Annotated in this window: 23 protein-coding genes; 2 read left to right on the top strand and 21 right to left on the bottom strand. The window is 61.7% G+C overall.

The features are described from left to right. Positions 1–8 precede the first annotated feature (8 nt). Positions 9–1,379, top strand: a complete 1,371-nt coding sequence (locus DT23_RS09960; RefSeq protein ID WP_038130885.1) for a pyruvate dehydrogenase complex E1 component subunit beta — start codon at positions 9–11, stop codon at positions 1,377–1,379. Positions 1,380–1,391: 12 nt separating this feature from the next. Then, positions 1,392–2,696: a pyruvate dehydrogenase complex dihydrolipoamide acetyltransferase gene (locus DT23_RS09955; RefSeq protein WP_038130884.1), complete on the top strand. Its 1,305-nt coding sequence runs from the start codon at positions 1,392–1,394 to the stop codon at positions 2,694–2,696. Between the two features lie 74 nt (positions 2,697–2,770). Here DT23_RS09955 and cysE read toward each other — a convergent pair whose 3' ends face one another. From cysE to fabF, 21 genes are all read right to left on the bottom strand, one after another. Then, entirely contained in the window at positions 2,771–3,577 is an 807-nt protein-coding gene (gene cysE, locus DT23_RS09950) for a serine O-acetyltransferase (protein ID WP_038130882.1), read from the bottom strand. A 30-nt stretch (positions 3,578–3,607) separates the two neighbouring features. After that, complete coding sequence (locus DT23_RS09945) at positions 3,608–3,934, bottom strand: DUF7742 family protein (protein WP_051697204.1); 327 nt, start codon at positions 3,932–3,934, stop codon at positions 3,608–3,610. 4 nt (positions 3,935–3,938) lie between these two features. Continuing rightward, positions 3,939–7,898 carry a baseplate multidomain protein megatron gene (locus DT23_RS09940; protein ID WP_038130880.1) on the bottom strand — a complete coding sequence of 1,320 codons (3,960 nt, stop codon included), beginning with the start codon at positions 7,896–7,898 and terminating at the stop codon, positions 3,939–3,941. A gap of 13 nt (positions 7,899–7,911) precedes the next feature. Next, positions 7,912–8,343, bottom strand: a complete 432-nt coding sequence (locus DT23_RS09935; protein WP_038130877.1) for an NlpC/P60 family protein — start codon at positions 8,341–8,343, stop codon at positions 7,912–7,914. Then, a complete protein-coding gene (locus tag DT23_RS09930; protein WP_038130876.1) occupies positions 8,340–9,230 on the bottom strand; it encodes a DUF2163 domain-containing protein in 891 nt (296 codons plus the stop codon). The genes DT23_RS09935 and DT23_RS09930 overlap by 4 nt, the downstream gene beginning before the upstream one ends. After that, a complete protein-coding gene (locus DT23_RS09925) occupies positions 9,230–9,862 on the bottom strand; it encodes a DUF2460 domain-containing protein (protein WP_038130874.1) in 633 nt (210 codons plus the stop codon). Before DT23_RS09925 ends, DT23_RS09930 begins: the two co-directional genes overlap by 1 nt. A gap of 10 nt (positions 9,863–9,872) precedes the next feature. Beyond that, on the bottom strand, positions 9,873–10,532 hold the full coding sequence (locus DT23_RS09920; protein WP_038130872.1) for a phage tail tape measure protein: 660 nt from the start codon (positions 10,530–10,532) through the stop codon (positions 9,873–9,875). Then, the gene (locus DT23_RS09915) at positions 10,529–10,750 is read right to left on the bottom strand and encodes a rcc01693 family protein (RefSeq protein ID WP_420804687.1); all 222 of its coding nucleotides are present in this window, start codon (positions 10,748–10,750) and stop codon (positions 10,529–10,531) included. The genes DT23_RS09920 and DT23_RS09915 overlap by 4 nt, the downstream gene beginning before the upstream one ends. Next, the gene (locus DT23_RS09910) at positions 10,747–11,076 is read right to left on the bottom strand and encodes a gene transfer agent family protein (RefSeq protein WP_038130870.1); all 330 of its coding nucleotides are present in this window, start codon (positions 11,074–11,076) and stop codon (positions 10,747–10,749) included. Before DT23_RS09910 ends, DT23_RS09915 begins: the two co-directional genes overlap by 4 nt. A gap of 10 nt (positions 11,077–11,086) precedes the next feature. Next, on the bottom strand, positions 11,087–11,500 hold the full coding sequence (locus DT23_RS09905; protein WP_038130868.1) for a phage major tail protein, TP901-1 family: 414 nt from the start codon (positions 11,498–11,500) through the stop codon (positions 11,087–11,089). Between the two features lie 83 nt (positions 11,501–11,583). Continuing rightward, the gene (locus DT23_RS09900; RefSeq protein WP_038130866.1) at positions 11,584–11,991 is read right to left on the bottom strand and encodes a DUF3168 domain-containing protein; all 408 of its coding nucleotides are present in this window, start codon (positions 11,989–11,991) and stop codon (positions 11,584–11,586) included. Beyond that, complete coding sequence (locus tag DT23_RS09895) at positions 11,988–12,326, bottom strand: head-tail adaptor protein (RefSeq protein WP_038130864.1); 339 nt, start codon at positions 12,324–12,326, stop codon at positions 11,988–11,990. The genes DT23_RS09900 and DT23_RS09895 overlap by 4 nt, the downstream gene beginning before the upstream one ends. Then, positions 12,323–12,919: a head-tail connector protein gene (locus DT23_RS09890; protein ID WP_038130862.1), complete on the bottom strand. Its 597-nt coding sequence runs from the start codon at positions 12,917–12,919 to the stop codon at positions 12,323–12,325. The genes DT23_RS09895 and DT23_RS09890 overlap by 4 nt, the downstream gene beginning before the upstream one ends. Positions 12,920–13,112: 193 nt before the next feature. Continuing rightward, positions 13,113–14,312, bottom strand: a complete 1,200-nt coding sequence (locus DT23_RS09885; RefSeq protein ID WP_038130860.1) for a phage major capsid protein — start codon at positions 14,310–14,312, stop codon at positions 13,113–13,115. A gap of 38 nt (positions 14,313–14,350) precedes the next feature. Continuing rightward, entirely contained in the window at positions 14,351–14,908 is a 558-nt protein-coding gene (locus tag DT23_RS09880) for an HK97 family phage prohead protease (protein WP_038130858.1), read from the bottom strand. Positions 14,909–14,918: 10 nt separating this feature from the next. Further along, positions 14,919–15,152 carry a GTA head formation protein, RCAP_rcc01685 family gene (locus DT23_RS09875; RefSeq protein ID WP_038130855.1) on the bottom strand — a complete coding sequence of 78 codons (234 nt, stop codon included), beginning with the start codon at positions 15,150–15,152 and terminating at the stop codon, positions 14,919–14,921. Between the two features lie 4 nt (positions 15,153–15,156). Beyond that, entirely contained in the window at positions 15,157–16,335 is a 1,179-nt protein-coding gene (locus DT23_RS09870; protein ID WP_038130854.1) for a phage portal protein, read from the bottom strand. A 152-nt stretch (positions 16,336–16,487) separates the two neighbouring features. Beyond that, positions 16,488–17,834 (bottom strand): DNA-packaging protein, encoded by a 1,347-nt coding sequence (locus tag DT23_RS09865; protein WP_038131106.1) that lies wholly within the window; start codon positions 17,832–17,834, stop codon positions 16,488–16,490. Continuing rightward, on the bottom strand, positions 17,785–18,114 hold the full coding sequence (locus DT23_RS09860; RefSeq protein ID WP_051697203.1) for a hypothetical protein: 330 nt from the start codon (positions 18,112–18,114) through the stop codon (positions 17,785–17,787). The genes DT23_RS09865 and DT23_RS09860 overlap by 50 nt, the downstream gene beginning before the upstream one ends. 199 nt (positions 18,115–18,313) lie before the next feature. Continuing rightward, complete coding sequence (mltG, locus tag DT23_RS09855) at positions 18,314–19,480, bottom strand: endolytic transglycosylase MltG (RefSeq protein WP_038130852.1); 1,167 nt, start codon at positions 19,478–19,480, stop codon at positions 18,314–18,316. Then, entirely contained in the window at positions 19,480–20,745 is a 1,266-nt protein-coding gene (gene fabF, locus DT23_RS09850; protein WP_038131100.1) for a beta-ketoacyl-ACP synthase II, read from the bottom strand. The genes mltG and fabF overlap by 1 nt, the downstream gene beginning before the upstream one ends. Positions 20,746–20,770: the final 25 nt, after the last annotated feature.

Raw genomic sequence — 20,770 nt, 5'->3', positions numbered from 1 at the left:
GACTGAAAATGGCAACGAAGATTTTGATGCCCGCGCTGTCTCCGACGATGGAAGAAGGCACGCTTGCGAAATGGCTTAAGAAAGAGGGCGACACGGTGTCCTCTGGCGACATCTTGGCTGAGATCGAGACCGATAAGGCGACGATGGAATTTGAAGCCGTCGATGAGGGCGTGCTTGGCAAGATTTTGGTCGCCGAGGGCACCTCTGGCGTGAAGGTCAATGACCCGATCGCGGTGATGCTGGACGAGGGAGAGGATGCTTCGGCGGCAGATGAGGCCGAAGCCCCCAAAGCGGCGGCAGAGTCCCCGGCCTCTGTTCCGGCGCAAGCAAAATCGGCCGATGAGCCGGCTGACATCCCGCGCCCCGATACCAGCCCCGACTGGCCCGAAGGCACGCCGATGAAAACGCAGACCGTGCGCGAGGCGTTGCGCGATGCAATGGCCGAAGAGATGCGGCGCGACGAAAACGTCTATCTGATGGGCGAAGAGGTGGCCGAATATCAGGGCGCCTACAAGATTTCCCAAGGCCTGCTGGATGAATTTGGCGCGAAACGCGTGATTGATACGCCGATCACCGAGCACGGCTTTGCCGGTCTGGGTGTGGGCGCGGCCTTTGGCGGCTTGCGCCCGATTGTCGAGTTCATGACTTTCAACTTCGCCATGCAGGCGATTGACCAGATCATCAACTCGGCCGCCAAGACGCTGTATATGTCGGGCGGCCAGATGGGCGCGCCGATGGTGTTCCGTGGCCCCAATGGCGCAGCAGCGCGCGTGGGTGCGCAGCACAGCCAGGATTACGGTGCATGGTATGCGCAAATTCCGGGCCTGAAAGTGGTGCAGCCCTATTCGGCAGCCGATGCGAAGGGGCTGTTGAAAACGGCTATTCGGGATCCGAACCCGGTAATCTTCCTTGAGAACGAGATCCTTTATGGTCGCTCGTTCGAAGTGCCCGATATCGAGGATTTCACCATCCCGTTCGGCAAGGCCAAGATCTGGCGCAAGGGCTCTGATGTGACCATCGTAAGCTGGAGCATTGGGGTGAGCCACGCGTTGGAAGCCGCTGAAAAGCTTGCCAAAGAGGGGATCGAGGCCGAGGTGATCGACCTACGCACCCTGCGCCCGATCGACTATGATACGGTGCTGGCATCGGTGATGAAAACCAACCGCTGCGTGACCGTCGAAGAGGGTTTCCCCGTCGCCTCGATGGGCAACCACCTGAGCGCGGTGATCATGGAACGCGCGTTTGATTATCTCGACGCGCCGGTGATCAACTGCACCGGCAAAGACGTGCCGATGCCCTATGCGGCCAACCTTGAACGGCTTGCCCTGATCACCCCGGATGAGGTGGTTGAGGCGGTTAAAAAAGTAACCTACCGGTAAGGAGACAGAGTTATGGCTACGCAGATTTTGATGCCCGCCCTGTCGCCCACGATGGAGGAAGGCACGCTCGCGAAATGGCTGGTGAAGGAGGGAGACACCGTCTCCTCTGGCGACATTCTGGCCGAGATCGAGACCGATAAGGCGACGATGGAATTCGAGGCTGTCGACGAGGGTGTGGTTGGCAAAATTTTGGTCGCAGAAGGCACGTCTGGTGTGAAGGTCAATGACCCGATTGCCGTGATGCTGGAAGAGGGCGAGGATGCCTCTGCGGCGGATGCGGCGGATGCTCCATCGGCCTCTGCACCCGCAAAAGAGTCGCCCAAGGCGGAAGCCGCGCCTCAGGCCGAAACGGCAAGCGCCGCCCCTGCCCCCGCGGCCCCGCAAGGCACGGATGGCAAACGTATTTTCGCCTCACCACTGGCACGACGTATTGCAGCGGATAAAGGTGTGGATCTGACGTCCCTGTCGGGATCAGGCCCGAAAGGCCGCATCGTGAAGGCCGATGTTGAGGCCGCTCAGGGTGGTGCCAAAGCAGCGGCTCCGGCGGCACAAACGGCAGCAACCGCCAGTGCCCCTGCAGCGCAGCAACCCTCTGCCTCGGCTATCGCCAAGATGTATGAGGGCCGTGAGTATGAGGAAATCGAGCTCAACGGGATGCGCAAAACAATTGCGGCGCGTCTCACCGAGGCCAAGCAAACGATCCCGCATTTCTACCTGCGCCGTTCGGTCAAACTTGACGCGCTGATGAAGTTCCGCGGTGAGTTGAACACGCAGCTTTCGGGCCGTGGCGTGAAGCTTTCCGTCAATGATTTCATCATCAAAGCCTGTGCGCTTGCCCTGCAAGCGGTGCCGACTGCAAACGCGGTTTGGGCCGGGGATCGGGTGCTTCAGATGAAGGCGTCTGATGTTGCGGTGGCTGTCGCGATTGACGGTGGATTGTTCACGCCCGTCCTTCAAGACGCAGAAAACAAATCACTTTCTGCGCTTTCAGCCGAGATGAAAGACCTCGCCAAACGCGCGCGTGATCGCAAATTGGCGCCGCATGAATATCAGGGCGGCAGCTTTGCAATTTCGAACCTCGGGATGATGGGCATTGAGAATTTCGACGCCGTAATCAACCCTCCTCACGGCGCAATTCTGGCCGTGGGCGCTGGCATCAAGACACCGGTTGTGAATGGTGCAGGCGAGATCGAGGTCGCCACGGTCATGTCGATGACGCTGTCAGTCGATCACCGGGTCATCGACGGTGCACTGGGGGCAGAACTGCTTCAGTCAATCTGCGAGAACTTGGAAAACCCGATGTTGATGCTGGCCTGATCAGCCAACCTCAAAACTACCAAAAACGCCGGGCACGATGCCCGGCGCTTTCATTTGAAATCCGCGTTCTATGCTTACGAATTATGAAGCAGTTGATCCATTTCCGAGGCCGGACGGTCACAGCCCGCATCCCCAACGATCTTCGCCGGAACGCCTGCGACAGTCTTGCAGCACGGGATATCCATCAACACGACCGACCCGGCAGCAATGCGGGAATTGTCGCCCACTTTGATATTGCCAAGCACCTTCGCACCCGCCCCGATCAGCACGCCATTGCCGATCTTGGGATGACGGTCCTCGTCCTCTTTGCCGGTCCCGCCCAGCGTCACCGAATGCAGCATCGAGACATTGTCGCCCACGACAGCGGTCTCGCCGATCACGATCGAATGGGCGTGATCCATCATGACCCCGCGCCCAATGCGCGCGCCGGGATGAATATCAACGCCGAATAGTTCCGAAGCGCGCATCTGCACGAAATAGGCCATGTCGCGGCGACCTTGAACGAACAGCCAATGCGCGACACGATAAGCCTGAAGCGCTTGAAATCCCTTAAAAAACAGCAATGGCTGCAAAAGGCGATGGCACGCTGGATCGCGCTCATGCACCGCCACCAGATCGGCCCGCGCCGCCTGCCCCAGATCGGGCTCCGAGCCATAGGCCTCATCGGCAATTTCACGCAAAATCTGCTCGCTCATCTCACCCGAGGCCAGCTTCATCGAAAACCGATACGCCAAAGCGCGCTCAAGCGTTGGATGGTGCAAAAGCCCGGCATGAATAAGCGCGCCCAAAAGTGGCTCATCTCGCACCGCCGCACGCGCCTCATCGCAAATCCGCGTCCAGACCGGATCAACGGTCGCCACTTTTGCCATATGTTTCGTCATCGGGCACTCCCTGTGTCGCGCTTGAGCCTATCACATAGGCTGCCGACCCGGTAGAGGAAGGGGCGCGTGCGATTTTCCGTCCGATTGATGCGCGCTCAACCCCGTACACACCAGCGCAAGCGCGCGCAAATACTCCGGATTTCCCGCATCTCGGCGCCCGGAGGGATATCCCAGCGCCCAAGACATCAGCGACCCGTTTCCCCATTTCGGATGCGCGCGCCCCTCACGCACCCGATGCGCATCAGCCGCCTCAACCTGCGCGATTGCCTCGGCCAAACGCGCGCTACGATCCGCAACCGGCCACGCCATCACGACGCGCGCCAAGGCAATCAGATCGCCATCCAGAACGGGTCTCATAGCCCTAGCCTGACACCGAGATCCGCGCAAATAGCCCCGGCCCGTAAATGTCAGATATCTGCGCAACGGCAACCTCAAAACCACCCGTAATCCCATCTGCGGATTTCTGCGCCTGCGTATAGCTCCACTGCGCGCTGATGACCTCTAGCTCACGCCGCACCTCCACCCCTTCCATCACCCGCACAAGGTAACGCTCACTTGCCTCGCCCAGCGCGACATCATAGCCCGACCAATCATCGCCCCCAATCCGCGTGCGCCGAATCCAGCGAATATTCCATCCGCTCGCGCGCGCCTCAACCTCAAGGTGGCACGGCGAATAAGGCCTCAGCCCGATCCCAGAAAAGGCCTGAACCGTGTGGACATAAGAGGCGTCATCATAAGCCCGCGACGCCGACCCGATACGGTAATGGCGCGCCAGATTGCGCAGGCTAGACGGTAACGATATCTGATCCACGCCCCCTGACAGCAATACCACAACCGAGCCCTCGGGCCAGACCTGCGGCAGCAAACCGTTGCTACCCAACTGCCCCCTGAGCCTCAAGCTCAGATCGTACACTCCAGGCTCCACCGGAGTTGCCTCGCAAAACTGGAAGATTTCCCAATTATCCGAACTGCCATTGCCAATAGCCATCGCATTGGCCCCGGCAAGCACCGCCTCTTCACTCGCACTCGACAGCGTTCCGTAAGCCAGCTTCACTCGCAGCGCCGTGCCCCTGTCCCACAGCCCCGTCTGCGCCGCATTGAGCGCATTTTGCGTCTGCCCGATTACCGAGCGCCGCTCGATTGTGGTGTTGCGCTCAAGGCCCGCATCTTCAGCGGCATCATAGACGGCCACAGCGCCCGGCCACGGGCTTGCCGTCACCGCCAGATGCGGCGCGTAAGGATTTTCATCGCCACTCAGCAGCGGCAGATCCAAAAACACCGGAGTCACCGGAACGGGCACCACAAAGGGCTTGATCGTGACCAGTTCTTCGGCCTCGTCGGAGGGCTCGTAAATTCCCGGCTCCACGCGCACTGCATCGACCGAGATGGCATCCCCACGCTCGATCCGGTCAATCCGGTAGCGCCGTGCACCCTCACCGTCCTCAAGCGTCACCACATCGCCCGGCCCAAGCCAACCAAGCGATGGCGGCAAAACAAATCGCGCGGTATCACGCGCCACACGCGCCTCTGACAGCCAGCGCTGCGCAATGCGCATCCCTTCCGCGCGCGTCAGCGCAAGAGGCACTTCACTTGAGGACGCCGCACTTGAGGTCTCATCAGGAAACACCGCCTCAACGGCGCGCGTCTCAAAACTGCCATCTGCTTCAACATAAGACAGCCGCACCCGCCCCGCCATTTCGGCCTCGCTCGCCCTACGCGTCTCAAGGCTTTGAGAATCCTCATCCAGCGCCAATTCAGGCAAGCGCAAAACCTCATCCACACTTGCATCGCGCATCCGAAACACCAAGGTGCCGTCCCGCTCCAGCGCATCAAACCCATAGGCAAGGCTCAGCGATTGCAAGGCCCCGCGCGGGCTGATCGCGCCCTCGACACGATACCCACGCACCACCCCGTAAACAGCACTGGTATCAATATCGCTCAGCCCCGCTGCCGCACAAATCTCGCTGATCACATTGGACAGAGGCTGCGCGGTGGCGCGACCCGAAATCCAGTGCCCACGCGCATAGTTGGCGCCATCCGACCAAATCTCATCCAGCGCCGGAAATTGCGGATAGGGGCGCGTATCCCATGCCCAGACATGGGCGCGCGCCATATCCACCATTGGCCCCCCATAGAGCTCAGACACCGGATTGCGCGCACACTCCCCCCAGTAACTGACCATCGCCCGCAGATATTGCATCTGAAGAAAGTCATCGCGCCGCCCATCGGAATAGTGCGGCAGCGAGCTTTCCGAGCTTTTGGGATCAAGGAATTTATTGGGCTGGTTGGTGCCCTTGTCGATCGCAGCACAGCCCATCTCCGTAAACCAGATTGGCTTTGATCGCGGAACCCACGCCGTTGGCACTTCAAGGCGCACCCCATCTACGCGGTCGTGATGGCCATTCTCCCACCACCCGCGCAAATCCTTGTAGCGCCAGACCCAAGGCTCATCGTGCTCCCCATCGGTGATCGGCGTGCGAATCTGTGCATCGCGATGCTCGCTTGAGGCATAATACCAGTCATACCCCTCACCGCCCTCAATGTTGGAGCGCAGATAATCAAGGTCGTAAATCGCACCCCAATGAGCATCCGCATGCTGCTCACCATCGCGCCAATCCGACATAGGCATGTAGTTGTCGATGCCGATAAAGTCGATATTCTCATCCGCCCAAAGCGGATCAAGATGGAAAAAGCGATCGCCATTGCCCGGTTGATGGCCAAAATACTCCGACCAATCCGCCGCATAGCCGATCTTGCAACCCTCACCTAAAATAGCGCGCACATCGGCGGCCAGAACGCGCAACGCCGCCACCGCCGGAAAGCTGTTTCCCGCCCCCCGGATCTGCGTCAGCGAGCGCATTTCGGAACTGATACAAAACGCGTCCACTCCACCAGCCATCGCACATAGATGTGCATAATGCAGGATGAACCTGCGCAGCGACCACTCCTGAGGACCCGTATACGTCACACTCTTACCTGCCGGGATAAAATCGCTCACCGAGGCGGCGCCAAAGAACGCCGCCACCTCAGCCTGCGCGCCCGCTGTGCCATCAGACGACCCCGCACGACCAGGCGCATCAGACAACGTGATACGCCCGCGCCACGGCAAAGCGGGCTGCTCATCCGCATCACTCCACGGATCAGGCAAACCATTACCCGCAAGTTGCTCCATCAAAATGAATGGATAAAACGTCACCGCCTTGCCAGCCGCTTTCAGCGCCACAATCGCCTCAATCACCGAGGCATCCGCCGGAGTGCCGCCATAAACCGTGCGCCCCTCAAGCTGCGCAATCTCCTCGGCATCCGCGCGCGCCAGTCCCGACACCACCCAAGGCATCTCGCGCCCATCCACCTGCTTCGTCGCAACCTTGGGCCGCACCGCGCAAGTGTCACAGCGCAAATCATCACCGAACCACGACACCACCAACGAGGTCGCCCCGCATTGCGGCAACTCCTCATCCAGCACCATAAGCGAGCGCGCAAAATCGGTCTGCGATCCCGGCGCGTTCTGATTGGCCAGCACTGTCGTTCCCGCAACACCGGCTCCAGACAATCCAACCAATGACGAGCCCGCCGGATAGCGCACCGTTCCGCCAACACCGGTCTCATACACTTTGGTCGTGGCCAGCGCATATTCTCCCGTGCCGGGAATCAACGCGACCGCCTGAACCCCGCGCGTCAAATCCGGCGCAGCATCCAACAACGGCCCCTGCGCCGGGCGCACGACCTCAAAGGTAAATTGCGGCACTCGATTGCCATAATCGGCAAGCTCCAAATTCTCAAACACGACATAGGCGATGCCACGATAGGCAGGCGCCTCGCCCACCCCCTCAACCGCCTCGATCTTGGGATCAGGCTGCTGATCCTCGCTGCCGGTATAAACGCGCAGATTAAGCGTCTCGGGATCAACCTCCGCACCATCTGCCCAAATCCGACCAACGCGCAAAATCTCGCCCTCGCCCAGCGCGACAGCCAAACTCACCGAATAGCTGTAGGACGTCACCTTGGGCTGGTTCTTTCCCCCACCATTCGTCGAACTCCCCTCAATGAAACGCGTCGCCCAGATCACCTGACCGCCCACACGCATCCGTCCCCAAACCACGCCAAGCCCGTCACCCTCAGATGCCCCCGTCAACCGCAACCGCTCGACCCGGCCCGTCTCAACCGTCCCCGAACCCGACCCCAGCAACCGCTGGTCAATCGCGCGCCCCAAAGTGGCCCCCACGGCCCGCCCGATCACCGCACCAGACAGGCCCAGAACCGTGCCGCCAAAACCGCCACCAATTGCGGCACCCGCCGCCGAAAGCAAAATCGTCGCCATTCAACTGGCTCCCTTATGGAAATTGAAACCGCGCCACGATGCGACGCCGCCAAGGACGCGTCAGCGCACTCTCGACAACGCCGTGACCGGTATAGGCATGGATAAATGCGCCCTGCTCAGCGAGCCCCGAGACAATGCCCAGATGTTTTGCCACACCATTGGCCCGCATCCGAAACAGCGCGACATCGCCCAGGTTTTCGCCCTGCGCAGGCACGAAATACAGCGCCATCGCGCGCCACAACAGCTCATCGCCCGCAGGCTCGCCCCAATCGCCACTATAGGGCGGCAAGGCCGCTGGCTCGGCCCCATATAGCGTGCGCCAAACGCCGCGCAAAAGACCCAGACAATCGCAGCCAACCCCACGTCGCGACGCCTGATGCAGATACGGCGTGCCAATCCAGTCCCGCGCAATCGTAACGACGCGCGCGCCCGGATCATCGCTCACTTGAACAGGCTCCCGCCATCATTGGCCCCGCCCTGCACCGGATAAGACACAAGCCAATCCTCGCCGGGAATATGGGGAAAGCCGCGAAAGTTCAGGAAGTTCGCGAATTTGTCGCGACAGGTGCCCGCGCGCTTGTCACAACCGGCTTCAACACGCACCCGATCCCCGACCGCGATGCCAGCCCCGATGCGCTGCCACAGCTCGATCTCGCGCACATCGCCGGCAAGCGAGTGATCGTTCTTCACAAGCCCGACCAAGCCCGCAGACGCTCCCGTCAAAACCCGAAATCGCCCCTTCTCGAACCAACGCGCCTCAAACCCCGCGACCGCCTCGAAAGTGAACATCACGCCATCCCTCAGCGACGCAATCGCCCCCTCGAAACTGTAACCCAGCCGCTCCAGTTGGAACTTGCATTGCCCGTCGCCCAACACCGCCGCACAGCGCGGATGATAGACCCGCCCGCGTTCGACATTCAGCGCCTCGGCCAGGCCGCGTAGCTCTGCAGTGAACGCTCCCTCTTGGCGCGAGATTTCCCCCATCGAGCCGCGAAACAACAACGCCCGCTCGCTCACATCCGCCCAGTTCACGATCCAGGCGCGCAGTTCGGCCCCGTCATAGCGCCCCGCCAGAATGTCCGCCTCCGAGATCGCTTCCGAACTCAGCGCGCCATACGCCTCGCTATTGTCCACCGACAAGCCCGTGCCCTGCGCAATCGCCTTGGCCGTCATCCCGCTATCAGGCTCAAAACGGATGCCCTCAAAGGAAAACGCCACATCATGATCTGTAAAGCCCAGCACCGTGCCATCATCACACGTCACCGCCCAGGCCCGCGCAATCGTTGTAGCCCCACTGGCCAAATGCCCCTTTAACTCTTCAGAAAACGCCATCAGATACGCACCTCCACAATCGGAACCTGTGGCATCTCACCCGCCTGAAACGACTGGATTGAAACCGAGATCGCATCCGCATCAAAACGCACAGGCACATCAAACTCGAACCCCGCCGTAATCGGCGCACCCTCACCGGGCGCATCATAAAACGTCACCAGCCCGGTGGCCGTATCTACCTCCCAATCCACCGCTTCCGCCTGATACGCGCCCTGCACTCCGGCTTTCACCGTGCCTGCCACCGGCTTGAGGATCGGGCGCGTGTAATCCACCCCGCCCGACCTATAGGTCTTGCTCAGCTGAAACACCCGCGTCACCCCGTCGCCATGCCCGATCAGTTGATCCTCGTAATCCACATTGCGCGAGGGCGCACAGCTCTTGAAATCGCCCCAATCCTTCCAGCGAAACCCGTGCAGCTGCCCGCCCCGCGCCTCGAAAAACGCTAGCAAACGCGCCACATCATCAAGCGAGCGCAACCCAACCCCCGCATCATAACGCCGCCGCGAATGCGCCCAAGGCGAGTTGCGTTCTTCAAACCCGTTGCTCAGCGTCACGATCTCGGTGCGCCGCTCTGGCCCGCCAACCGAACCAAAGCTCAGGTTTGCGGGAAATCGAATGTCGTGAAATGCCATCTGTCGTCCCTCACCGGTTGCGTTCGCCACGCGCCAGCGCACGGTTCACCTGCGCGGCAATCTGCGTCGAACTGCGCGAAAACCCTGCCACATCGGGCGTGCTCACATTCATCACCACATTGACCGAACTGCCCCCCTGCGAGGCCACACCCAGTCGCCCGTCGGCCCCTCGTGTCAGCGGCATAATCGCCTCAGGGCCCGCCTCGCCCATCAGCCCCGTGGCACCGCGCATCGGGAATGTCGCGGGGCTGCTCACCACGCCACCCTTGGCAAACGGCATCACCCGACCTTGGCTAAACGCCCCGCCATCGGCGAATGCAAACATCCCGCTCAGCGCCGAATTCATCCCGTTGGCCAGCGCGCCGCCGACCGCCGATTGCACCGGCTTCATCGCCACGTTGTAAACGCTGTCCGCCATGCTTTGGGCCACCTGCGTCAACGCATCCGACAGCTTCATCCCGTCAAACACGACACCGTCAAACGCACTTTTCAGCGTCCGCCCGAACGAATTGCTCAGCGTATTCACCTCGCGCCCGGTAAAGATCAAACTCTCGCGCATCGAAGCCAATTCGGAATTGAACACCTCCGCCATCGCGCCCGCACCGCTCAGGCTCTTTTCAAGATCAGCCGCCTGCTGCCCCAGTCCGTCAAGACCATCCACTTCGATCATCCATTCTTCCTTTCAGATCCATCCGCGCCATCGGGAAACCGCGCCAGCAGCGCCTCAAAGCGTGACCGCCCCATCGCGCGCACGTCGCTCGCGCTCTCGCCCAACATGATCGCCAGTTCCGCAGGGGTAAGCGCCCAAAACTCCGCCGGGCGCAGCCGAAGCTGATGCAGGCCCACCCGCATCAGCCCCGCCCAATCCAGCCCGTCGCGCACACTCACGCAGCCCCCTCACCGGGCACCGCAAACGCCCGCGCCAGCAGTTCCGCCGCGCGCTGCGCCGCCGCCATCGGACCGCCGCCAATCTCGACGCTGCGCAAGTCCTGCGCGCATCCCTGCCAGCCACCGCCCCGCAGCCCCGCCACGATCAGCGCCAACACATCGCGACTGGAAAACCGCCCCGCCTCGAAACGCTCGACCAGCGCAATCATCCCGCCACTCTCACCGATCTCGGCCTCTAACTCGGCCAGCGCGCCCAGCGTCAGCTTCGCGCTATGCCCCACGCCATCCAGCGTGATCTCGACCTCACCGGCCCAAGGGTTCGCCATCTCGCCCCCCTCAGATCGCGGTAAAGGCAAGCGCGCCCGCCGAGGCCAACGCAATTTCATAGCTCGCCTCGCCATCATGGCTGCCCGCATAATCAATCGAGGTGATCATGAACGCGCCCTGCACGATCCCGAAATCGGGAATCACAACCTGAAACTCGGGGACCTCGCCGTCAAAAAAGATCTGACGCGCGCGCTCATCCGTGCCCGCATCCTTAAACACCCCGGACCCCGAAATCGAAGCCGAGCGCACCCCCGCGCCCCCCAACAATTCACGCCACCGCCCCTCGCTCTCCAGCGAGGTCACATCGACCGTTTCCGCATTGAAGGTGATCCGCGTGGCCCGCAGCCCCGCGATGGTCTCAAAGGTCTGATTGCCGTTGATATCGAGTTTGATCAAAAGATCCTTGCCGTTCTGCGCCGCCATGGCTCATTCTCCGATAAGTGAAGGAAATTGCCTGCCAACGCCGAATAGACGCCAACAGAATGTTGATTTTGTGCAAGTCTGGATCAGGCCTCGACGCGCGCGCGAAAGGTCAAATCGATCCGCCGCGTCGCGCCTTTATCCACCCGCCGGGCCTTGGCCTTGAGAAACCAAACCCCAACAATATGGCCACGGCTCAGCGCCAGATCGGCCCCCAACAGCGCATCCGAGATCGCCTCGGCCACCTGTTTTGCCGCCTGAAACCCTGCCTCATCCGTGATCACCGATACGATGAAATCATGCACCGCCCCGTCCCCGGTCTTATCCGAGGCATCGCGCGCATCCTCCGGCCCAAGACTGACGTAAGTCCCCGTCACCGTCCCCGCCGGCACCGCATCATAGACCGCCGCGCCAACCAGATCGGTCAGCACAAGATCACCCTGCAAGCGCTCGTACACCGCGCTTTGTAAGGCGGCCCCAATCGCATAGCTCATGCCACCACCTCCTCACGCGAAAAACAGGTCAGGTAATGCCCCGTAAGGTCGTATTCCGCGACCGCCAAAATGCGAAACACCCGCGCCCCGTCGCGAAATCGCTGCTCGGGTAAGGGGCGGCGCGGCGAACCCTCGGGCGCGCTGCGCACGACGATCTTCCACGGCACCGAAGCAAGCGTCACGAACTCACCCGCCCGCTCCACGCCCGTGCCGGGGCTCATTTGCGCCCACACCTCGCCCAACGCCACCCAACTATGCGCAAACCCGCCAGCCCCATCGGCCACCCGCTCAGGCACCTCCAGCACTAGCTTGCGGTTGAGAACCGGAATACTCATCCCCGACCTCCCAACATGCGCACCGTGCGCCAACGCTCGATCAGCGCCAGCACGCCAAAGGGCATCTCGCTGCCCGCCCCCGCACTGTCATGGCGCAGCTCGAAATATTGCGCCGCTAACAAAAAGACCGCCTGCGCCAGATCAACCGGCAGATCCGTCCAACGCGGACCGAACCCGCCCGTGAACCGGATCTGCGCCGTGCCACCCACGGGGATTGTCGGCAAACTCACGCCCAACGCTTCCAAACGCGGACGTTGCATATCCTCGACCAGCCGATAGCGCACAGGCTCGATCACCGTAATCACCCCGGCCCGATCCACCAGTTGCATCTCAAAAACCGAAATCACCGGCGCCACCGGCAGGGCCTGAACCGCACTCTCACGCCACGCCTCGACGCTCAGCACAAAGTCGCGCGCCAGCAACGCCTTCGCTGTGCGCCCCTCAATCGCGGCCATCGCGGCGCGCAAATACGCCTCAAGGGCCGCATCCTCCGCTCCAACATCGCCAAAGCCCGTGCCCAGCCGCAAGTGATCGCGAAACTCGGCCAAAGGCAGCGCGCTAGCGGCCACCGCCGTCTCTTCTCTTAACATCATGGACTCTCTCCGGAATTCACAAGATGACACCCCGACTCCATCGGGATGCCACCCTTCATGTCGGACGCAGGCCCCGCCGCCACTCGAACGGAGGGAGCAGCTAGGCAGCAGCTGACAGACCCGCGCCCGCCCCGAACCGGTCACCCGGCCCAAGGACCGGAGGGCTCACGCCCCCCGAGCCCCGTCACGCCTCTCAGGAAACGGCGAATTTCAGCAGCTTGATCGCGGCGAAATCGCTCACATCGCCGCCTACACGCTTGGAGGCGTAAAACAGCACATGCGGTTTCGCCGAGAAGGGATCACGCAGCACACGCAGGTCAGGACGTTCCGCCACGGTGTAACCCACGTTGAAGTCACCAAACGCAACCGCCACCGCATCCGACGCGATGTCAGGCATGTCCTCAGCAATCAGCACCGGATAGCCCATCAGACGCGCAGGCTCGCCCGCCGCAAGACCGTCCGACCACAAGAAGCGACCATCGGCATCCTTCATCTTGCGTACTGCGCCTGCCGTCTTCGAGTTCATCACGAATGACGCATTGGCGCGATATTCGGCATCCAGCGCATAAACCAGATCCACCACCGCATCCGCCGGATTCACCGAGGCAAAATCACCATCCGCGCCGGTCGCAACATAGCCCAGACCACCCCAGAACCACGCATCATTGGCCACAGCCGGATGGGTCAGGAAGCCCGTGGGTTTATCCACGCCATCGCCCGAAATGAACGCCTGCGCTTCGGCACGGGCGAATTTCTCGGCAATCCGCTGCGCCAGCCACGTCTCGACATCAAACGCGCTGTCATCCAGCAACCGCTGGCTCGCTTTGGGCATCGCCGCCAACTCATAGAGCGGAATCGAAATCCGGTCGATCTGGTTCGTCGTCGTCTCGGTCAGGTTCGCCGTTTCCGTGGCCCAACCCGAGCCCATCTCCGAGTGATCGACCAACACATCAAACGAGCTCGCCTCGACATTGACGACATTGGCGATCATGCGGATCGAAGCGGTCGAGGTCAGCACACCGCGGATCGTCTCGCTGGTCTGCGGATCGACCAGATAGCCCCCCTCAGCGGCCACAGCCGTGTTCAGCCCCTTGCCCTCAAGGCTCAGGCCACGCAGCGCATCATCATCACCCGAACGCAGATAGGCCGCGAACGCTTTCTGATGGGGTGCCTCGTCAAGCGCAGCGGCGGAAAGGGCGGGACGCCCGGCGGTAATATGTTTGGTCTGCAGCATGGTCAAACGCTCATCTTGTTGTTGCATTTTTACAGTCACTTCTTCTTGGAAGCCTTTGACTTCCTTTAGGAACCCGGCCAGCGCGGCTTTCACCTCAGTTGCCGGGTCCGGGCCTTCGGACATACCCGTCCCGGCCCGAGCCTTGGTCTCGGTCTTCATGCTCACTCCATCTCCATTGCGATCAATGGGCCGGGCGCTCAGCGCGCGGCCAGTTCCGCTGTGGCGCTGCAAAGCACCCCAGCCAGATCGCGCAACGTGCCATCCAAGGGCTCTCCCTTGGACGCCACACGCGCCTCGCGAAGCATCGGAAAGGTCACAAGCGACACCTCCCAAAGCTCCAGTTCCGCAAGCAGCCGCTGGCCTTTTGCGTCCTTCTCGGCAGCCACCGTGCGGTAACCGATCGACAAGCCGTCAATCGCCCCCGCCGCGATCAGCGCCGCCGCCTCGCGGGCGCGGGCCACGTCAGGCAGCAACCGCCCCTTGACGTAAAGCCCGCGCGCATCCTCTTGAATTTCGTCCCAGATCCCGATCGGCTGGGCCGGGTCATGCTGCCACAGCATCTTGACGCTGCCACCGCGCGCCTTCAGCCGCTCCAGCCCGCGCCTATAAGCCCCTTTGCAGACGACATCGCCGCCCTGATCGGGCAGACCAAACAGGCTGGCATAGCCCTCGATCACCGACCCGTCGCTGACCTGTAAAGTGCTCGCCTCACTCGCGCAGAACTTTAACTCCAGCCTGTAATCATTTGTTGTCATGTGCTTTTCCTTACTTCGGCGCAAAATCAAGAACGCCCTGAACGGCTTGGGTCAGGATCACCGCGACCACCCCGTACACCGTCATCCACAAGCGCCGCTCCAGCCCCTCGATCATCGTCTCGATCCGACTAAGACGTTGATCGACCTGTGCGAACTGCAGCTCCATAATCCTCTCGGTCGCCTCCATGCGCTGCTCATGCACGGCGAAAGGCTCCTTGAGATAGCGCGACCCACCCGTCGCCATGCCCTCAACCCTCGGCCAAAGGCGGCAACCCCAGCAGCACGCGTTTTTCCGCATCGCTCAAGAATTGCGCCTCGCCCACACGCTTCCATTGCTGGTCACGCTCCGCCGCCAGCGCCGGGATCTGATCGAGATCGGGCTTAAGCAAAACCCGCTCGCCCAGATGCGTCGAAAGCCACCACGCCACATCCGCCGCCACCTTGCTCGCCAGCGGCAAAACGGTCAGCCGATAAAATGCCCGATGCGCCTCGGCGTAATTGGCATAGGTCGCATCGCCAGGAATCCCCAGCAGCATCGGCGGCACGCCAAAGGCCACCGCGATCTCGCGCGCCGCCCCCGCCTTGGTCTCATGAAACTCCATGTCCGAGGGCGAAAACCCCATCGGCTTCCAATCCAAACCACCCTCTAACAACATCGGACGCCCCGCATTGCGCGCGCCCTGATGATGGCTCTCCATCTCAAAGATCAGCCGGTCATATTGATCCGGGCTCAAACTGCCCTGACCATCCGCCCCCTTATAAATGATCGCTCCCGAGGGCCGCGCCGCATTGTCCAGCAGCGCCTTGGACCAGGTGCTTGCGGAATTATGCACATCCACCGCCACCGCCGCCGCCTGCATCGGGCTTAGCCCGTAGTGATCGTCCTGCGGATGAAAGCTCTTCAAATGGCAGATCGGATCGGGACTGCCCGTCATGTCAAAGCGATGCTTTCGCCCACTTACCGTGTAGTCATACGCGACCGGCCAGCCATCCGCGCCCGGCACGATGCTCATGCGATCCGAGCGCAGCACATGCAACTCGCGCGGCAGCCCCGCCTCGGGTGAGACCGCCTCCAGATAGCCATCCCCCGACAGCATCATCTGCCCGTAGAGCGCCTCAAAGAATGCGCTCTGCCCCTGCCCCGCATTGGGCCGCGCGATCAGATCGATCAGCGGATGAATGTCATAGCGCCGCTCGGCATCCTGACAGACCAGCGGCACCGCCGCCGCCGCCTCCGCGATCACCTTGACGCAGCGAAATCCGATCGGATTGCCGGTAAATCCCTGCCGCGTCAGCGATCCGGTGTCGCGCGGGCTCCACACCACACGCCCCGATCCCGATGCCATCGCCACGATACGACCCGTCGCCGAGGCTTTCGCCTCAGGTGCGCCCCCCACATCGGATTTGCGAAACATATTCCAACCCATTCCCGTCTCCTTCTCGCGACCGCACGCGGCCCGGCAAAGAAAAGGGCCGGGAAATCTCCCCAGCCCTTGCTCTCGAATTTCATCTGTCGGACCGGGGGTTTTGCACCCCCGGACCCCCGCAGGATATTTAGATCAAGAGGAAGACAGCCCCCTCAAAGCCCACGCACCTGCGGTCGTTTCCAATGGGCTGCGGGTTCCAAGATCAGCTCATGCAGCGCCCAAACCAGCGCATCCACCCGATCAGGCGAGCCCTTGCCCTGAAACCCCTGAACGCTCATTTGCGCCATCTGATCTTCCAGCGCGCCAAGGTTTCCCGCCTTCAAGTGACGCACCCGGCCCTGCTCATAAAGCGCCGCCACAGGTTCCGCGCGCGCCGATTTCCCCCGCGTGGCCCGCAGCGCCTTAAAGGGAATAAGCGGGTCGATCTGGCGCAGCACGCTTTCGATCAAATCACCGCCCTGATTGACCTCTGCTACCAGTTTCTCGCCGCCCCATCGCTCCATCGCCGCCACACCTGCGCGCGCCCAATCGGTCGGCTTGCCGCGAATGCTCGCATCCTCTAGCACCACCGCGCGCCAGTCTTGCACCGGGCCGCGTGTGCACGCCCCGACAACCATAATCCCGCACTCATCCGAGGCCGCCTTGCCACTCACCGAAGGGTCCAGCGCCACCACGATGCGATCCAGATCGCCGGGCGCGTCCACATGAGACGCCTCCAGCATCGCATTACTCCACAAGGCCCCTTCAACATCGTCCAGCAAAACGCCGTCCAACTCCTGACGTCCCAACCGTGTGCCAGCATAGCGCGCCTGCACCTCGCTCAGGAAACTCTCCGCCAGGTAGGCCCTGTTAGCCTCGGTCGGCGCATGGGTCACCACGCTGGACGGCGTGTTCAAAATCCGCTTCAACACCCCGACATTGCGCGGCGTCGTCGTGATCACCTGTTGGGGATGCTCGCCCAGTCGCAACGCAAATTGCAGCATGTCCCACGTGTCTTCCGCCTTCTTCCATTTCGCCAACTCATCCACCCAAGCCGCATCAAATTGAGGCCCGCGCAGCGACTCTGGCTCAAAGGCCGAAAACGCCTGCGCAATCGCCCCGTTGGGCCAAACCAACCGCTTGCGCCCCGCCTCCCAAAACGGTCGCCGATCCGGGGGCGAGCACGCCAAGATCCCGCTTTCACCAAAGATCATCACCTCGCGCACCTGGTCAAAGGTCTCGCCCACCAGCGCCACACGCCGCGCCTGACCGGGGTCGAGCGGTTTAGCGCCTTCCACGATGGAACGCACCCACTCGGCCCCGGCCCGCGTCTTGCCCGCACCGCGCCCGCCCATGATCACCCAGGATTTCCAGGCACCACTGGGGGGCAGCTGATGGGGCAGCGCCCAAAACTCGAATATCCACGGCAAGGCCAAAAGCGCATTGTCATCTAGCCCCTCAAGGAACGCATCAACGTCCTTCGGCGTCGCGCAGGCGAGCCAGGCGGCGCCCGATCTCAGCGCGGGCGAGGTCGAAATCAAGCGCGCCTTCGCGCCCGGTTGCGACCCCGGCAATCTGTTTGCGGAGTTTCTCGACACGCGTTCTCTCCTCCATCACCAATTGAAAAGCGGTGCGCAGATCCTTGACTGCCGACACCGCCGCTTTTGCCTCAGTAACCTCGCCGCGCCGCACCCCTTGCAACGCCGATGCCAGTTCCTCGGCCACATCCCTGTAGAGCGCCTCCGTCAGATCCAGAAGATCGACCGAAGCACCGCCCCCACCCACAGTTTCCTTATTCATGAAGTCCGAACCCACCCTTCAAAGTTGGTCCGTTCGAGAGACATGAAAAAACGCCGTCGGGTTTCCCCGCGGCGCTTACCCGCTTCTCCTAGCATGCACAATATCTACTTTAGAGCGTTCGCAAAGTCAAGCGCTAAATCTAAGGTTGCGCATCGGCGCCAAATAAAAACCCGGCACTAACCGGGTTTTTATAATAATATCAGTTAGCTGAACCGCTTTCTTTCGCCTTTTTCTCGATCGCACGCCAAGCCGCAACATTCTTGTTATGCTCGGCAATCGTGGTCGCAAACGCATGTCCACCCGAACCATCGGCCACGAAAAACAGGTATTTGGTCGAATCGGGATGCAATGCCGCCTCAATCGCGGCGCGCCCCGGATTCGCAATCGGCCCCGGCGGCAGCCCGTCAATCACATAGGTGTTGTAAGGCGTCGCCTTGCGCAGCTCAGACTGACGCAAACCACGCCCCAACATCCCCTTGCCGCCCGTCACCCCGTAAATCACCGTCGGGTCCGTTTGCAGCTTCATCCCCTTCTCAAGCCGGTTCACGAACACGCTCGCAACCTGCGCACGCTCAGAGGGAACACCCGTTTCCTTTTCGACAATCGAAGCCATCGTCAGCGCTTGCTCCGGGTTCGCATAGGGCAGCCCATCCGCGCGCCCCGCCCAGGCATCCGCCAAGATTTTCGCCTGCCGTGCCTCCATCATATCCAGCAATGCCTGGCGATCCGCCCCGCGCTTAACCTCATAGCTATCGGGTGCCAGCGATCCTTCGGCAGGCACATCGCCAATCGTGCCATCCAAGAACGGTGCCTCGCGCAAACCTTGCACAATCTGCCAACTTGTCACCCCGTCCACCACCGTGACACGGGTGCGCACGTCAGCGGCCTCAGCTTTGCTCTCAAACCCTTCGGGCGGCTTTTCACTCTCGGGATTATACTCCGCGATCTGCTTGTAATCCCCCGTCGCCGGGTCCAGCTCGCGCAGCAACACCTCATTGCCACTCACCCCGATGCGAAACACCAGTTCGGTCCCGCAGGTCGACGGCCCGCCCGCCGTAATCTGATCGACAATTCCCTCCATCGTGGAATGGGGTTCAATCAGATAGGAGCCGAATTTTAACTGGCCCGCCTTGTCCTGATATTGCGCGCCGGTGCGGAAAATATAGGCCGAGCGGATCGCCCCACCGCTTTCAAGATCGCCCGAAACGCCGCGAATATTCGCCCCTGGCGCGACGCGCAAACACATCGCCTGCGCCAGCGGACCCGGCTCGACATATTGCCGCTTTGCCCACGCGACCAATCCCGCCAAAGCGATCATGATAACAATCGCGAGCGTCAGAAAATTCGAGACGATATTGCGCCACATCACCCTTGCACCTTACCCAGCACGAGGCTCGCATTGGTGCCACCAAAGCCGAAACTGTTTGACAGTGCCACGTCGATCTTGCGCTTCACAGCCGCTTTCGGCGCCAGATCCAGCCGCGCCCCTTCCGGCGGATTGTCCAGATTCAACGTCGGCGGTGCCACCTGATCGCGGATCGCCAGCACGCAGAAAATCGCCTCCACCGCGCCCGCCGCGCCCAGCAAATGCCCGATCGAGGATTTCGTCGAACTCATCGTGGCATTCTTGACGCCCTCGTCGCCCAGCATCCGCTCGACCGCGCCCAGCTCAATCGTGTCCGCCATCGTCGAGGTGCCATGCGCGTTGATGTAATCAACCTGCGCAGGCGCGATCCCGGCGCGCTCCAACGCCGCTTTCATCGCGCGGAACCCGCCATCACCGTCCTCGGCAGGCGCGGTGATGTGATAAGCATCGCCCGACAGCCCATAACCCAACACCTCGGCGTAAATCTTCGCGCCGCGCGCCTTGGCATGCTCATATTCCTCCAGCACGACACAGCCCGCCCCCTCGCCCATAACGAACCCGTCGCGATCTGCATCCCAAGGACGGCTCGCGGTTTGCGGATCATTGCCCCGCTTGGTCGACAGCGCTTTGCACGCGTTAAACCCGGCAATCCCGATTTCCGACACCGGGCTTTCCGCACCGCCAGCCACCATCACATCGGCATCGCCCAGCATGATCAACCGCGCCGCATCGCCAATCGCATGCGCCCCCGTCGAGCACGCCGTGACGACCGCATGGTTCGGCCCCTTGAACCCGAACCGGATCGAGACCTGCCCCGACACCAAGTTAATCAACGCGCCGGGAATGAAGAACGGACTGACACGCCGCGCGCCCCGCTCCTTCAACAGCACAGCCGTATCGGCAATCGTGCTCAAGCCCCCAATGCCCGAACCAATCATCACACCGGTGCGGCACCGGCTTTCCTCATCCTCAGGCACCCAGCCGGAATCGCGCACAGCCTGCGTCGCCGCGGCCATGCCGTATAAAATGAAATCATCGACCTTGCGGCGCTCTTTCGGCTCCATCCAGTCATCGGGGTTGAACGTGCCATCGCTGCCATCGCCCACCGGAATCTCGCAAGCATATTTTGTCACCACGCCCGACGCATCAAAGCGCGAGATCGACCCGGCCCCCGATTGACCCGCAATCAGACGCGACCAGGTCTCCTCGACCCCGCATGCCAGCGGCGTAACCATCCCTAACCCTGTGACAACAACCCGGCGCATCCCGACCTCTTTCGCTGAAAACTCT

It is taken from the genome of Thioclava indica, from assembly GCF_000714545.1.
In the GTDB taxonomy this organism is placed as follows: Bacteria; Pseudomonadota; Alphaproteobacteria; order Rhodobacterales; family Rhodobacteraceae; genus Thioclava; species Thioclava indica.
Note: the sequence above shows the minus strand (reverse complement) of the source record. Positions and strands in the feature narration are given on the sequence as shown.

Coding starts and splice junctions, on each gene's coding strand:
- DT23_RS09960 (WP_038130885.1), top strand. CDS start 9: ATGGCAACGAAGATTTTGATGCCCGCGCTGTCTCCGACGATGGAAGAA.
- DT23_RS09955 (WP_038130884.1), top strand. CDS start 1,392: ATGGCTACGCAGATTTTGATGCCCGCCCTGTCGCCCACGATGGAGGAA.
- cysE (WP_038130882.1), bottom strand. CDS start 3,577: ATGACGAAACATATGGCAAAAGTGGCGACCGTTGATCCGGTCTGGACG.
- DT23_RS09945 (WP_051697204.1), bottom strand. CDS start 3,934: ATGAGACCCGTTCTGGATGGCGATCTGATTGCCTTGGCGCGCGTCGTG.
- DT23_RS09940 (WP_038130880.1), bottom strand. CDS start 7,898: ATGGCGACGATTTTGCTTTCGGCGGCGGGTGCCGCAATTGGTGGCGGT.
- DT23_RS09930 (WP_038130876.1), bottom strand. CDS start 9,230: ATGGCGTTTTCTGAAGAGTTAAAGGGGCATTTGGCCAGTGGGGCTACA.
- DT23_RS09925 (WP_038130874.1), bottom strand. CDS start 9,862: ATGGCATTTCACGACATTCGATTTCCCGCAAACCTGAGCTTTGGTTCG.
- DT23_RS09920 (WP_038130872.1), bottom strand. CDS start 10,532: ATGATCGAAGTGGATGGTCTTGACGGACTGGGGCAGCAGGCGGCTGAT.
- DT23_RS09910 (WP_038130870.1), bottom strand. CDS start 11,076: ATGGCGAACCCTTGGGCCGGTGAGGTCGAGATCACGCTGGATGGCGTG.
- DT23_RS09905 (WP_038130868.1), bottom strand. CDS start 11,500: ATGGCGGCGCAGAACGGCAAGGATCTTTTGATCAAACTCGATATCAAC.
- DT23_RS09900 (WP_038130866.1), bottom strand. CDS start 11,991: ATGAGCTATGCGATTGGGGCCGCCTTACAAAGCGCGGTGTACGAGCGC.
- DT23_RS09895 (WP_038130864.1), bottom strand. CDS start 12,326: ATGAGTATTCCGGTTCTCAACCGCAAGCTAGTGCTGGAGGTGCCTGAG.
- DT23_RS09890 (WP_038130862.1), bottom strand. CDS start 12,919: ATGATGTTAAGAGAAGAGACGGCGGTGGCCGCTAGCGCGCTGCCTTTG.
- DT23_RS09885 (WP_038130860.1), bottom strand. CDS start 14,312: ATGAAGACCGAGACCAAGGCTCGGGCCGGGACGGGTATGTCCGAAGGC.
- DT23_RS09880 (WP_038130858.1), bottom strand. CDS start 14,908: ATGACAACAAATGATTACAGGCTGGAGTTAAAGTTCTGCGCGAGTGAG.
- DT23_RS09875 (WP_038130855.1), bottom strand. CDS start 15,152: ATGGCGACGGGTGGGTCGCGCTATCTCAAGGAGCCTTTCGCCGTGCAT.
- DT23_RS09870 (WP_038130854.1), bottom strand. CDS start 16,335: ATGGGTTGGAATATGTTTCGCAAATCCGATGTGGGGGGCGCACCTGAG.
- DT23_RS09860 (WP_051697203.1), bottom strand. CDS start 18,114: ATGAATAAGGAAACTGTGGGTGGGGGCGGTGCTTCGGTCGATCTTCTG.
- mltG (WP_038130852.1), bottom strand. CDS start 19,480: ATGTGGCGCAATATCGTCTCGAATTTTCTGACGCTCGCGATTGTTATC.
- fabF (WP_038131100.1), bottom strand. CDS start 20,745: ATGCGCCGGGTTGTTGTCACAGGGTTAGGGATGGTTACGCCGCTGGCA.